Annotated in this window: 11 protein-coding genes; 6 read left to right on the top strand and 5 right to left on the bottom strand. The window is 62.3% G+C overall.

Annotated features, from left to right (window positions below):
* Positions 1-3: 3 nt before the first annotated feature.
* Positions 4-1,140, bottom strand: coding sequence for a hypothetical protein (locus tag SFU85_10560; protein ID MDX6767218.1), 1,137 nt, complete (start codon positions 1,138-1,140; stop codon positions 4-6).
* Between the two features lie 110 nt (positions 1,141-1,250).
* Positions 1,251-1,904, bottom strand: coding sequence for a CAAX prenyl protease-related protein (locus tag SFU85_10555; protein MDX6767217.1), 654 nt, complete (start codon positions 1,902-1,904; stop codon positions 1,251-1,253).
* 109 nt (positions 1,905-2,013) lie between these two features.
* Here SFU85_10555 and thiD point away from each other — a divergent pair, with 109 nt between their 5' ends.
* The gene (gene thiD, locus SFU85_10550; GenBank protein ID MDX6767216.1) at positions 2,014-2,823 is read left to right on the top strand and encodes a bifunctional hydroxymethylpyrimidine kinase/phosphomethylpyrimidine kinase; all 810 of its coding nucleotides are present in this window, start codon (positions 2,014-2,016) and stop codon (positions 2,821-2,823) included.
* Entirely contained in the window at positions 2,816-5,140 is a 2,325-nt protein-coding gene (locus tag SFU85_10545; protein ID MDX6767215.1) for a ComEC/Rec2 family competence protein, read from the top strand. Before thiD ends, SFU85_10545 begins: the two co-directional genes overlap by 8 nt.
* A 25-nt stretch (positions 5,141-5,165) precedes the next feature.
* Here the strand turns inward: SFU85_10545 and zwf are convergent, their stop codons facing one another.
* Together zwf and pgl are read right to left on the bottom strand one after the other, a co-directional pair.
* Positions 5,166-6,650: a glucose-6-phosphate dehydrogenase gene (zwf, locus tag SFU85_10540; GenBank protein MDX6767214.1), complete on the bottom strand. Its 1,485-nt coding sequence runs from the start codon at positions 6,648-6,650 to the stop codon at positions 5,166-5,168.
* A 79-nt stretch (positions 6,651-6,729) separates the two neighbouring features.
* Positions 6,730-7,404 (bottom strand): 6-phosphogluconolactonase, encoded by a 675-nt coding sequence (gene pgl / locus SFU85_10535; protein MDX6767213.1) that lies wholly within the window; start codon positions 7,402-7,404, stop codon positions 6,730-6,732.
* 95 nt (positions 7,405-7,499) lie between these two features.
* Here pgl and SFU85_10530 point away from each other — a divergent pair, with 95 nt between their 5' ends.
* The 3 genes from SFU85_10530 to SFU85_10520 all read left to right on the top strand — a co-directional run bounded on the left by SFU85_10530 (position 7,500) and on the right by SFU85_10520 (position 10,373).
* Positions 7,500-8,219: a hypothetical protein gene (locus tag SFU85_10530; GenBank protein ID MDX6767212.1), complete on the top strand. Its 720-nt coding sequence runs from the start codon at positions 7,500-7,502 to the stop codon at positions 8,217-8,219.
* 43 nt (positions 8,220-8,262) lie between these two features.
* Positions 8,263-8,697: a thioesterase family protein gene (locus SFU85_10525; GenBank protein MDX6767211.1), complete on the top strand. Its 435-nt coding sequence runs from the start codon at positions 8,263-8,265 to the stop codon at positions 8,695-8,697.
* Between the two features lie 104 nt (positions 8,698-8,801).
* Entirely contained in the window at positions 8,802-10,373 is a 1,572-nt protein-coding gene (locus tag SFU85_10520) for a glucose-6-phosphate isomerase (GenBank protein MDX6767210.1), read from the top strand.
* A gap of 84 nt (positions 10,374-10,457) precedes the next feature.
* On the opposite strand, the gene SFU85_10515 is transcribed toward SFU85_10520, so the two are convergent.
* Complete coding sequence (locus tag SFU85_10515) at positions 10,458-10,694, bottom strand: hypothetical protein (GenBank protein ID MDX6767209.1); 237 nt, start codon at positions 10,692-10,694, stop codon at positions 10,458-10,460.
* Between the two features lie 285 nt (positions 10,695-10,979).
* On the opposite strand from SFU85_10515, the gene SFU85_10510 reads away from it, so the two are divergent.
* Positions 10,980-13,229 (top strand): NADP-dependent isocitrate dehydrogenase, encoded by a 2,250-nt coding sequence (locus tag SFU85_10510; protein ID MDX6767208.1) that lies wholly within the window; start codon positions 10,980-10,982, stop codon positions 13,227-13,229.
* Positions 13,230-13,589 lie beyond the last annotated feature (360 nt).

Genomic DNA, 13,589 nt, shown 5'->3' with positions numbered 1-13,589 from the left:
CGGTTACAGTTTTTCCAGCATTTTGGGGATCACCACCCGGCTGGAGAAAACAGTTTCGGCCAGTTTCCGGGCGCCCCGCCGCTCCGCCGGATAGTTTTCCCGTACGGTCCCGCACGCCCGGACGGCTTCTTCCAAAGTGCGGAAGTAGTGCAGACCGGCTTGTGGGGGAAGATCGGGTTCGAGTCCGGTGCTCTCGACAATGACCGGACGGCCCGCGGCCAGGTAACAAACGCTGCGGTCGCTGAACCAGCCGCAGCGGGATTTCACGTAACCTCCCTTGGCCGCACTGAACTCTCCGCCCGATCCGCGGATGAAGGCCTCATACGAGGGAAAGTCCGCGCAGACAGACCTCGCATCGCTCAAGTGCCAACCGGCCTCGGCATACTTTTGCAATTCTTCGCGGTTGTCGGCTATTTCAGTGGCGATCTCCAAAGGCACTTGGGTCTTTTGCGGCACCTCGCGATAAAGGGCGAATTGCTCGCTTTTGCCCGTGTACCATTCGCCCTTCCACTCGCACCAACTGTAGCCCTGCCAGTGGGCCACCGTGGTCAGGCGGGTGAAGTCGTCATCCCGCGTCTCGGGCCAGTGCCCCAGACAAACCGGCGGGAAGGTGTGCTTCCAATTGATCCCCAGGTGGGGGGCGCGGCAATCGTCCTTCCCCAGCCGGCTGCCGACAGTGAAAAACACATCATGACCCGCGAAGTTCATGTCGCTGCCGTAAACCTCGGCCCAAATCTGGGTGAAAGCCGGGTCGACATCGAGGTAGACCTTCTTCGCCCGCGGGAATTGAATCACCGTCGATCGGAAATGACCCGACATGTTCAGGAAGACATCGGCGTTGGCGGCGAAGTCGCGGGCCTCTTCCAGATTGGCGGCTTGGTCGTCGATCAGGAGCGTGGCATGGTCGTGGAGACCGTAACGGGTGAGGGTGGCCTGCCAGTGGCGTTCGTTGGCCGATAGCCCGGGCCGGGCGGGTTGCCAGCGGTCATCGATCAATTTTGCCGAGGGTAGGGATTCGACCAACCAGACCTCCCAGCCGAGGTCGCGGAAGCCGAGCACCCATTGGAGAAAAAACCAGGAATTGCCCGCAGCGGCGATGGGGTGCCCTGCGAAGCCGACGGCGATGACAATGCGGGGCATGGAGACCTTTTTACCGCGAAGGGCGCAAAGAACGCCAAGGAATTCTCAGGACTGGAAGCGAACCAAACCAGGCATCGGGCTGCAGGCAGGGGGAAGCATGCGGAGTCAGATTACCAAAAGTACCACTTCTTCGTGACCAGTACGTAGATGCCCAGGGCGAGGTTGGTCACGGCGTGCAGAAGGATGACGTCGCCGAGGGACTTGGTGCGAATGAACCACCAACCGGCCAGGGTGCCCCAGAGCAGGGCCACGCCCCATTGGTCGGCATGGGCCAGGACGAACATCCCTGTGGTGGCGGCAAAGGAAAAAAGAGTAAAGTGGCCGAGGTCGACTTTCTCAAAGTCCTCGTTCACCAGGAAGCGCTGGAGAAAGCCGCGCCAGAAAATTTCTTCCATGATGGGGACAACGAGCACGAAGCCGGCCATACGGAAGGCGATGAGGCCCCACTGGATGGCGGTTGATTCAAAAAGTCCGGGGTTGAAGCCCTCGGAGGGGTCTGGATTGGATTTGCCCAGCCAGGGGTAGAGGCCGACCCACAGGACCGTGCCGGCCAGACCGAGGAGGGTGCTGGCGAGGGGCCGGGTGAAGCGGACCGGGGGCAGCCGGTGCCAGATATAGCCGATGGTCAAGCCGACCGCAAAAACAGTGATCGGGTAGGTGAGATAAACCGCATGCTCGTGCAGGTCGCGAGCGGCCAAGAGAAGCATGAAAAGGACAAAAGGCGCGGCGAAGGGGAAAATGGGGTGGCGGATCAGGTCTTTCATGAATTCAATCAGAAGCTAACTAAGGTGACAGACAAGGCAAGTGCACTGGTGAATGGGCGGTTTTCAAAAAGGCTTCGTTTACGACAGGGTCTTCTGCTTAATTTTAACCATGCCCAACCGCCGTATCCCCGTCACCCTGACCATCGCTGGTTCCGACAACAGCGGGGGGGCCGGGCTGCAGGCGGACCTCAAAACCTTCACCACCCTGGGCACTTATGGCACCACGGCGGTGACCTGTGTGGTGGCCGAGCATCCGGGCAGGGTCACGCGCATCGACCCCCTCCCGCCCGAGGCGGTGTCGGAGCAGATCCGATTGGTTTTTGAAGCCTTCCCGGTGGCCGGGGCGAAAACCGGCATGCTCTATTCGGGAGCCATCATGCGCGCTGTCGCCGGAGCTTTGGCGGCGCTGCCGCCCCGCAGGCGACCGCCGCTGGTGGTCGACCCGGTTTTGGTGGCCAGCAGTGGGGCCCTTTTGTTCAAGCCTGCGGCGGTGCGGGCGATGCAGGCCCTCATCTTTCCCCTGGCGGCCCTGGTCACGCCCAACCTCGATGAGGCCGGCGTGCTGACCGGAAAAAAACTCACCTCCCTGGCCGATGTGGAAGGGGCGGCGGAATGGCTGGCAAGGCGGTTCGGCGTCCCGTTTCTGGTCAAGGGCGGCCACCTCCGCCTTTCCCGCGCCGTCGATGTCCTGCACGACGGGCGTCGCCTGCGTCATTATTCGGTCGCGACGGTGGCCGGGGTTTCCCCGCACGGGACCGGGTGCACGTATTCTGCAGCCATCGCGGCCGGACTGGCCCATGGACTTCCGCTGGAGGAGGCGGTGGCCGGGGGCAAGCGCTTCATCACCACGGCGATCCGTCGCCACCTGAAGCTGGGATCCTACCCATGCCTCAACCACCTGCCCGGCGTCCATGGCTGATGAGCATGATGTGGGCGACCGGGGGGTGCCCTGCCCTCTTTTCTGGATGGCCCTGGCTTCGGCCGCAGGCATTCTCCTCGGACATATCAAAGCAGTGCCACCAATCGCCTGGGTGGTGTTCTTTCTTCCGGCGGCCGGCCTGGCCTGGGTGGCCGGCAAGCGGTGGCGGGTGGTGGCTTTGTGGATGGCGGTGGGGGCGGCCTCAGCCCTCTGGTTCCAGGCCCGCGCGCTCAGTTTGCCGCCGGCACATCTTTTCCACCAAGTGGGTTTGACCCCGACCGAGGCGCGTTTACGCATCGAGGTGGCGGAGGACCCGGTAGAACGCCGGGCCCGCGGGGGCGGCGATTCCACCCGTTGGGAGTTCCGCGCGCGTGTCGTGGGTATCAATCAGTCGGGTCAATGGCGGGAAACGGACGGCTGGGTTCAGGTGCGTTTCGAAAATCCGTCGGATCCGGATCCGGCCTACGGCGACGTCATCGAGGGCTCCGGTTACCTGGCCCCGCCGCGGGTGACGATGAATCCGGGGCAGTTCGATTATGCGGCTTGGTTGCGGAGCCGTGGGGTGCTCTACCAGTTTTACCTCCATGGCCCCGATGCCGTGGCCGTCGAACACGGGCGGGGTTCATGGCTTCTCCATCGTGCGGTGGCGTTCAAACGCCACATGCGCCGCCTGCTCAACCTGGGATTGGAGGACCGGCCGGAACCCGCGGGACTGCTCTCGGCCATGTTGTTTGGTTACCGCGATGGCATGGCCGAGCCGGTGGAAGAGGCGTTCCGGGTCACGGGGACGATGCACCTCTTTGCCGTCAGCGGACAGAATGTGGGCATCATTTTGGGAATGTTGGTCTTGGTGCTGAGGACCGCGGGGTTGATCCGTTGGCGTTGGAGTTGGCTGGTGTTGCCACTGCTGCTTTTGTTCTGCCTCAGCACCGGAATGCAACCGAGTGCCTTCCGTGCTTTTGTCATGGCCGGTTTGGTATCCGTAGGTTGGGCCCTGTATCGTCCCGTGGGTCTTTTCAACATTCTCGGGGCGGCGGCCCTTTTCATGTTTGTCTGGGATCCCCGCATACTGACGGATCTGGGATTCCAGTTGTCGTTTGTTGTGTTGTTGGGGCTTTCCCTGTTGGCCCCGCCTCTGCTGCGTTGCTGGGTGCGGTGGGGTGCCCCTGATCCGTGGATTCCACGGCGGTTGCTCCCGGCCTGGCGCCTGCGGGTCGAATCGGCCTGGCGCGCCGTCGGAACGGTGGTGGCGGTTTCTTTGGCCGCATGGCTGGCCTCGCTTCCGCACAGCATCGGCTGCTTCCATCTCTTCGCCCCCGTGGCTTTGCTGGCAAACATCCTGGTCGTTCCGCTGGCGGGAGTGGTCCTGGTTCTGGGGTCGGTATCGGTGGCGGTGGGTTCGGTCTGGGGTGCGCTGGCCCTGCTGCCGAATTTGTGCAGTGCGCGGATCCTGGAATTCATGGCTAGTGCCATCACCTTTTTGGCGGGAGTTCCCGGCGGCCACGGCTTTGTCGTTCTGCCCTGGGACCGTCCGCCGGCCGGGGCGGTGGTGATGACGGTTCTTCACGATGGACCCGCCGCCCCGGTGGTGGTGCAGGCGGAGGGTCGTGCCCTGCTCCTCGATCCCGGTCCGGAAAGAACCTGGGAATACCTGGTCGATTCCTTCCGTCGTTGGCAGGGGATCAACGAGTGGGAGGCCGTGGTCCTCGGACACGGCGGTGCCCGGCGGATGGGTTCGGCCACGCAGATCCTGGCCGGGGTGCCGGTGCGGGAATGGGTCGACTCCGGCTGGCGTTCCCGTTCGGGGGTCCAGCACCGCTGGCTGGCCGCGTTGCAGGAGCAGGGCAAGGGCAAACGATTCTGGCGCAGGGGGGACCGCTTTTCCTGGCCGGGCGGCTGGACCATCGAGGTGTTGTGGCCGGGGTCGGAAATGGACCTGGAACGATTGGAAGACCGCGGCCTTGTCTTCCGCGCCTCCGGCCCCGGTGGGGCGGTTTTGTTCGCGGGGGATATCTCGGCCGAAGTCGAGCGACGCCTTCTGGCCGCGGGTGCCGGGTTGCGCGCGGATGTTCTGCTGCAGGGGGAACACTCGGCCGGGCTCAATCTTTCCAGCGCGTGGCTGGAAGCGGTTCGGCCCTCGGTCCTGATCCGTCCGGGTCGCGGCTACCAACCTGACCATTCACTCGACGACCATTTTTGGCGGGACGTGGAGCGTTTGGGCGTGAGGGTGCTGCAACAGGACGATTGCGGGGCGGTGGAGCTGCGCTTCCGGCCGGAGGGGCTGGAGACGGTGCCCTTCCGGAGCGCTAGCGATTGATACAACCGCGACCCTGGCAGGCTTTTCAGCGCTGGCCGAGTTCGATCCAGCGGTTGCCGTCGCGGGCGAGGAGCTTGTCCGATTCCACCGGGCCCCAGCTGTTTTCCTCGTAGTTGGCCACGGGGGCGTCCTTCCAACCGGCGTAGATGGCATCGGCCAGACGCCAGGCTTCCAAGACTTCATCGGCGCGGGTGAAAAGGGTGGAGTCACCGACGGTGAAGTCGTGCAGGAGCCGTTCGTAAGCCTCGGGGGAATAGGAACCGAATTTGCTTTTGTATTGGAAGTCCATGTCGACCGCGCTCATGACGCTCTTCCCGGGAACCTTGGCGTTGAAATTCAAGTGGATGCCTTCCTCGGGTTGCAGGCGGATGTGGAGGCGGTTGCGGTGGACGTATTCCCGCTCGCTGGCCTGGAAGAGGGACATCGGTGGCCGTTTGAAGACAACGACGATTTCACTGGCGCGGGTGGAGAGGGCCTTGCCGGTGCGCAGATAGAAGGGAACACCGGCCCAGCGCCAGTTGTCGATGTAGAGCTTGAGGGCGACGTAGGTTTCGGTGACGGAATCGGGGGCGACCCGGTCGGCCGTCTTGTAGCCATTGTATTGCGCACGGACGGAGATCTGGGGCACGACTTCCAACCGGGGTGTCGGGATCGAGCGCAGGACCTTGACCTTTTCATCGCGGATGGCTTCGGAGTGGAGCGAACCGGGGGGTTCCATCGCGGTGATGGTCAGGAGTTGCATGAGGTGGTTTTGCACCATGTCGCGCATCGCCCCCACACCGTCGTAGTAGCCACCGCGCGTGCCCACGCCTTCTTTTTCCGCCACGGTGATCTGGACGTGGTCGATCATGGAGCGCTGCCAGATGGGTTCGTAGATCGAGTTGGCGAAGCGGAAATAGAGCAGGTTCTGGACGGTTTCTTTGCCCAGGTAGTGATCGATGCGGTATAGGGATTCCTCGTCGATGCACTTCTGCAGATCGGTGACCAGGGTGCGGGCGGACTGGTAGTCGTGGCCGAAGGGTTTTTCGATCACCACGCGGGAGGGCAGGCCGTGGCCGACGAGGCCGACCTTTTTCAATTCCTCCATGACCGGGGAGAAAAACTCCGGGGCGGTGGCCATGTAGAAAAGCTGTTGTTCCAGGCCACGTTCCTTGGCCAGTTTTTTCAACTTCTCGGCCAGTTTTTGGTAGGAGGTGGCGTCGTCGAAATTGCCCACGTGGTAGGAGACATGCTTTGAGAATTCGTTCCAATCACTGTCGCTCACCGGGGCCAGACGGGAGAACTTGGTCGTGCCTTCCTTCATTTCTTCGCGGAAGGATTCATCGGTTTTTTCGCGGCGGGCGAAGCCGATGATCTCGAAATCCTGGGGAAGGGCCTGTTCCTTCCACAGGCCGAAAAAGGCCGGGACGAGCTTGCGGCGGGTCAGGTCGCCGCTGGCGCCAAAGATGACCACGCTGAAAGGTTTGGCGTTGCGGGTGGGAGCGGAAGGAGTGGGGGTGGAGGTGGGCATGGGGGGTCCCTTCGGGGAGTGAGGAATTTAGTCCAAGGTGCGGGGTGCGGCAACGGATTTTTCCCGCCTCCTGCGGGGCTCAAGCCGCGCAGTGGTGGATGACCGGCTCGGTCAGGTCGCAGTGCACGCGGGCTGCGGGGAAGGCGGACGCCTCCCCGGCGGCCATCCGGTCGACCCAGGTTTTTTTCCTGGTGCCGCGGGTCAGGAACCAGACGGCACGCGCCCGTTTGAAGGCCGGGTAGGTGAAGGTCAGCCGTTTGGCCTTGAGTTGGGGCACTTCATGGACCACCACCGGGCGGATCGACTCTTCGAGGGCGGTCGTTCCGGGGAAAAGCGATGCGGTATGGCCATCGTCACCCACTCCGAGGAGGATGAGGTCGAATTTGGGCGGGTCACCGGTTTCCCGTTTGATCAGGTGTTCGTAATCCAGGGCGGCCGAAGCATAATCGCGCATTTCCGTTTTCCACCGGTGCAGGACGGGTTTTTTCGGGTAGAGGGATTCAAAAATCATCCGGTAATTGCTGTCTTTGTGTTCAGGCCCGACGCAACGTTCGTCGCCGATGAACAAGTGGGTGGCCGACCAGGGCCAGTCGGACCGGGCCAGGGCACGGTAGAAAGCCCCCGGGGTGGATCCGCCGCATAACGCGACCTGGAAGGCCCCCCGCCGGGCCACCGCTTCCCCGCCGAGCGCCCGCCACTCAAGGAGCAGTGTTTCCAGCCAAGAGGACTCGTCCGGGTATTCGCGCAGGATCATGGACTGACCATGACAGCGCAATGCCCCCCTCAGGCAAAGCCAAATCCGGTCCAGTTTTCCCTCGCCTCAGGCGCGGCTTCCTCTAGGAAAAGGGCATGGGATTGCTCGACGAATTGGACCTGCAGAAACAAATCGCCTCGAAGGAGGAATACAAGGAGCGGTTGAGCAAGTACCAACTCGAATTGCTCCACCGCCAGCGCATCCTCCTGGAAAAGCGCCGGAATCTGGTTCTGGTATTCGAGGGGCCGGATGCCGCCGGCAAGGGCGGCGTCATCAAACGGGTCACCGAGAAACTCGACCCCCGCAACATCCGTGTCTATTCGATCGTCAAGCCCACACCGGAAGAATACGCCCACCACTACCTCTGGCGCTTCTGGGGGAAGATTCCGGCCTACGGGCAGGCGGTCATCTTCGACCGCAGTTGGTATGGGCGCGTCTTGGTCGAACGGGTTGAGGAGTTCGCCACGCGCAAGGAATGGCGGCGGGCTTATGATGAAATCAATTCCTTCGAGAAGACTCTGGTCGATGATGGCACCATCCTGCTCAAGTTCTACATCCACATCACCAAGGAGGAGCAATTGATGCGTTTCAAGCGTCGTGAGGCCGATCCCTACAAGCACTGGAAAATCAGTGATGAGGACTGGCGCAACCGGGAGAAGTGGGACCAGCATAATGAGGCCGCGGAGGAGATGTTCCGCCTGACCAGTCCTCCGCACGCCCCCTGGAACCTGATCGAGGGCAACTACAAATGGCACGCCCGGGTCAAAGTGGTGAAGGCCATCACCAAGGCTTTGGAAAAGGAAATCGGGGACTGATCCCAACCCGGCCTGCCTCCGACACACCCGACCACTCGCTTCCATGTCCGCCCACAGCCATCCTGAAGTTCCGGAACTGGCCCTGCCGGTGAAGATTTATTTCTACGACACCGACGCCGGGGGCGTGGTGCACAATGTGGCCTACCTGCGCTTGATCGAGCAGGCCCGGAGCGAACTGGCGGAGCATCTGGGGTGGCCCCTGGCCGAGATGACCGGTGGAAGGGACTGTCCCGTGGTGGCCCGCACCGAGATCGATTATTTGCGCCCGGCCCGCCTGGGAGATCCCTTGGAGATCGTCGGCCGTTTGACCGGAATCGAGCGGGTGCGCTTCCATCTGGAATTTGAGATGCGACGCACCGACGATGCCACGGTGTTGGTGCGCTGCCGCCAGATCATGGTGCCGGTCAACCTGGCCACCGGCCGCCCGCAGCCGCTGCGCCCTGACTGGAAGGAAAAATGGCCCCACCTTTTCCGTTGAGACCGGCATGGATAACACTTGCGCCGGATACCGACGTTTAACAATCTGAGTCAACTTTCGCCAACCCCACCCCCCAATAAAGAAGAGATACCAGGACATTCCCCATGAGCACCCCACACTGGAAAAAATACACAGAAACCCTCTACCGCCACGAGGGCCTTGACCTCAGCCTCGACATCAGCCGGATGAATTTTCCAGAGGGCTACTTCTCCACCATGGCACCGGCCACCACCAAGGCCCTGGCCGATATGAAAGCCCTCGAGGGCGGGGCCATCGCCAATCCCGATGAAAAACGGATGGTCGGCCACTATTGGCTCCGCAATCCCGCCATCACTCCGGATGCGGCGTTGAAAAAAGAAATCATCGATACCCTGGCCGATGTGAAACAATTCGCGGCCTCGGTGCACAGCGGGGCGGTCCGCCCCCCGAAGTTTCCCAAGTTCGAACGCGTCCTCATCGTCGGCATCGGGGGCTCCGCCCTGGGGCCGCAACTGCTGGCCGATGCCCTCGGCACTTCTGCGGACAAGATGCATGTCCACTTCCTCGACAACACCGATCCGGAAGGCATGGCCCGCGTTTTGACCGCCATCGGCACCGACCTGGGCCGCACCCTGGTTCTGGTCATCTCCAAGTCCGGGGGCACCCCGGAAACCCGCAACGGCATGTTGGAAGTCCAAGCCGCCTACCAGGCCAGGGGTCTTGATTTCGCCCCGCATGCCGTGGCCATCACCGGCGTCGGCAGCAACCTCGACAAGGTTGCCGTGGCGGGTGGCTGGCTCAAGCGATTCCCCATGTGGGACTGGGTGGGCGGGCGCACCTCGGTCATGAGCACCGTCGGCCTCGTCGGCATGGCCCTGCAGGGCATCGACATTGATGCCTTCCTCGAGGGGGCGAAGGAAATGGACGCGGCCACCCGGGCTGGGGAAGTCCGCCAGAACCCGGCCCTCCTCCTGGCCCTGATGTGGCACCATGCCGGCAGTGGCCGCGGGGCCAAGGACATGGTTGTCCTGCCTTACAAGGACCGTCTTGTCCTCTTCAGCAAATACCTCCAGCAATTGGTGATGGAGTCGCTGGGCAAGGAAAAGGACCTGGATGGAAAGACCGTCCACCAGGGCATCGCGGTCTACGGCAACAAGGGGTCGACCGACCAGCACGCCTACGTCCAGCAGTTGCGCGACGGGATCAACAACTTCTTCGCCACCTTCATCGAAGTCCGGCAGGCGGGCGGGGCCCGGGTCGAAGTCGATCCCGGTTTCACTTCCGGCGACTACCTCCAGGGATTCCTCCGCGGAACACGTGCCGCCCTCAGCGAGGGTGGCCGGGAAAACATCACCGTCAGCATCGCCGCCGTTTCTCCCCGCACACTTGGTGCGCTGATCGCGCTCTATGAACGCGCGGTCGGCTTTTACGCCTCCTTCGTCAACATCAACGCCTACCACCAGCCCGGGGTCGAGGCGGGCAAGAAGGCGGCCTCGCGCCTTTTGGAATTGCAGTCGAAAACGGTGGCGGCTTTGGCGTCGGCATCGGCCTCCGGGCCGGTCACGGCCGAGACTCTGGCGGCCGGATTATCCGCAGATCCCGAGGATGTCTATCACGTCCTGAACCACCTCGCCGCCAACGGCGGAGCCCGGGTGACCCGGGGAACCTCGCCTGCCTTGGATCAATTCACGAAATGACAGGAAACTGGGAAAGAGGGAAAAGAGATCGGGCGGATGAGCGAGATAAGGAAAACAAGGAAAATAGGGGAGCGAGGGTCCCGGTCAGTTCAGGCTGATCCAGGCTTTCATCCCGGGTCGGTCCTTGGACTTGTGCCGCTTGACGATGCGGACCTGTCCCGACTGGTCGCGGATCTTGAAACAACCGTTGACCGTATAGCCGATCAACTCCGACACCCAGGTCATTTGGGTGCCGGTGCCGGATATCGTGGCCAAGCCCGGAACGAAAACCTGTTCGGATTCGCGCGGGGTTTCCATCGCTTGGGGTTGGATCGCTTCCATAACACTGTGATATTAGCACAGAGCGTACCCGGTTGACGTGAAAAAGAGGTGTCGAAGCGGCTTGAATCGCCTAAATGCCTATCTCCCAAGTGCTAACCTTCCATTAATATTCTGTTCACCATCGCTGCCCAAGCGGCAGGAAGCACGATGAAAGGGCAAAAGTGACCTAGCGCCCCCCCCTTGGATGGGCCCCCAAAGGGCCGGTCCGGCAGGCATCCGCCCCATTGACTCCCGGCTTCAAAATCCTTTAACTCAAAGAATCCATTCTTCCAACCCAAGGCACCCATGACCCAACCCACCATCCTCTACACCCTGACCGACGAAGCCCCCGCACTGGCGACTTATTCCCTCCTTCCCATCGTGCAGGCCTACAGCAAACAGGCCGGAGTCAGCGTGGAAACACGCGATATCTCCCTTTCCGGTCGCATCCTCGCCGCTTTCCGCGACCTGCTTCCCGCCGGCCAGCAGGTTCCGGACGCCCTGGCCGAGCTCGGGGCATTGACCCTCAAGCCCGAGGCCAACATCATCAAGCTGCCCAACATCAGCGCCTCCGTTCCCCAGCTTAAGGCCGCCATCGCGGAGCTTCAGGCCAAGGGATACGCCCTGCCCGCTTATCCCGAAGTGCCGCAGAACGCCGCCGAAAAAGATGCCAAGGCGCGCTACGACAAGGTCAAGGGCAGTGCCGTCAACCCCGTCCTGCGCGAGGGAAACTCCGACCGCCGCGCCCCCAAGGCGGTCAAGGATTACGCCCGCAAACACCCCCACTCCATGGGGGCCTGGACGAAGGATTCCAAGACCGCCGTCGCCACCATGGGTCGGGACGACTTCTTCTCCAATGAAAAGTCGGTCACCGTGCCCGAAGCCGTCACCGTGCGCATCGAATTCGTCCCGACTGGATCTGCCACGGCGGTAGTCCTCAAAGACAACCTCCCGCTCCAAGCCGGCGAAATCCTCGACGGCACCTTCCTCAGCCGCCGGGCCCTGGTGGCCTTCTACCAGCAGCAAATCGCCCGCGCCAAGCAGGACGGCGTGCTGTTCTCGCTCCACCTCAAGGCCACCATGATGAAGGTCTCCGACCCCATCCTTTTCGGACACGCGGTGAAGGTCTTCTTCCGCAACCTCATCGCGGATCACGGCCCGTTGTTGGAAAAACTCGGGGTCGATTTCAACAATGGATTGGGTGATCTGGTGGCCAAGATCGCCTCCCTCCCGCCGGACCAGAAGGCCGCCATCGAGGCCGGCATTCTGGCCGCCTATGAAGCCGGCCCCGCGCTGGCCATGGTCAACTCCGACAAGGGCATCACCAACCTCCACGTGCCCAGCGACGTCATTGTCGATGCCTCCATGCCCGCCATGATCCGCACTTCCGGCCGGATGTGGAACGCCCAGGGCAAACCCCAGGACACCCTCGCGGTCATTCCCGACAGTTGTTACGCCGGCGTTTACCAAACCGTGATCGACTTCTGCAAAAAACAGGGGGCCCTGGACCCGCGCACCATGGGTTCCGTTTCCAACGTCGGCCTCATGGCCCAGGCGGCCGAGGAATACGGCTCCCACAATAAAACATTCGAGCTTCCCTCAAATGGAACGGTGCGCGTGGTCACCGTTCCGACGCCAGGCGGCGGAGGTCAGAAGGCGGAAGTTTTGATGGAGCACGCAGTCGAAGCGGGAGACATCTGGCGCGCCTGTCAAACCAAGGACGCCCCGGTGCGCGACTGGGTCAAACTGGCCGTGAGCCGGGCCCGTGCCTCCAAGACCCCCGCCGTCTTCTGGCTCGATGAAAAACGCGCCCACGACGCCCAGATCATCGCCAAGGTGAACACCTACTTGAAGGACCACGACACCTCCGGTCTGGACCTGCGCATCCTCCCGCCCGCCGCCGCCTGCCAGTTCAGCCTGGAGCGGATTGTCCAGGGACTCGACACCATTTCGGTCACTGGCAACGTCCTGCGGGACTACCTCACCGACCTCTTCCCGATCCTGGAAGTGGGCACCAGCGCCAAGATGTTGTCGATCGTCCCCCTCATGAACGGGGGCGGCTTGTTTGAAACCGGCGCCGGGGGTTCGGCTCCCAAGCACGTGGAGCAGTTCCTCCAGGACAACTACCTCCGCTGGGATTCACTGGGGGAATTCTTCGCCCTGGCCCCGTCCTTCGAGCACATCGCCACCACCTACCAGCATGAGAAAGCCCGCGTCCTTGCCGAGACCCTTGATGCCGCCACCGGCAAGTTCTTGGAAAACGACCGTTCCCCCGGTCGCAAACTCGGCACCCTCGACAACCGCGGCAGCCACTTTTATCTGGCCCTGTATTGGGCCCAGGAATTGGCCGCACAAACCAAGGACCGGGAACTGCAATCCGTGTTCACGCCCATTGCCCGGGAGTTGGAGGGGAACGAAGCCCGGATTGTGGAGGAACTGAAATCCGTCCAGGGCCACCCGGTCGACATCGGGGGCTATTACCGCCCCGACGAGGCCAAGGCCGTGGCCGCCCTGCGCCCCAGCAAGACGCTCAATACCATCTTGGCGAAGCTTTAGAGATGTTCCATTTCACTGGCACGTTTTCAACTCGTTCTTATGCTCGTTCTCCTAACCCCGGAGGGCAGGAGAATGAAAACGAGTAAAACCAAATCGTATTGACTGAATGACAGGGCCAGCGGGAGGGCGAGGCTCCTGCCGAGCCGGTTTGCATTCATTCTTCCCAAGAGCCTATCCGGATAACCCCCGTGGCCCGCGTGATGAGTGCCACCTGCCCGGGCCCGAGGAGGAGCGACCGCGCATATCGGGACGAGATACGCAAGGAAGAGACGACGAAGGGGGTGGGCAGGTGCCGCCATCACCCTCTGGGCTGGGGCCAAAAAGCCGCCCCGCTTTGTTGCTCGTCGGTCACGGGTATAT

The organism is Candidatus Methylacidiphilales bacterium, assembly GCA_033875315.1.
Lineage (GTDB): Bacteria > Verrucomicrobiota > Verrucomicrobiia > Methylacidiphilales > CAZTYG01 > JANRJG01.
Note: the sequence above shows the minus strand (reverse complement) of the source record. Positions and strands in the feature narration are given on the sequence as shown.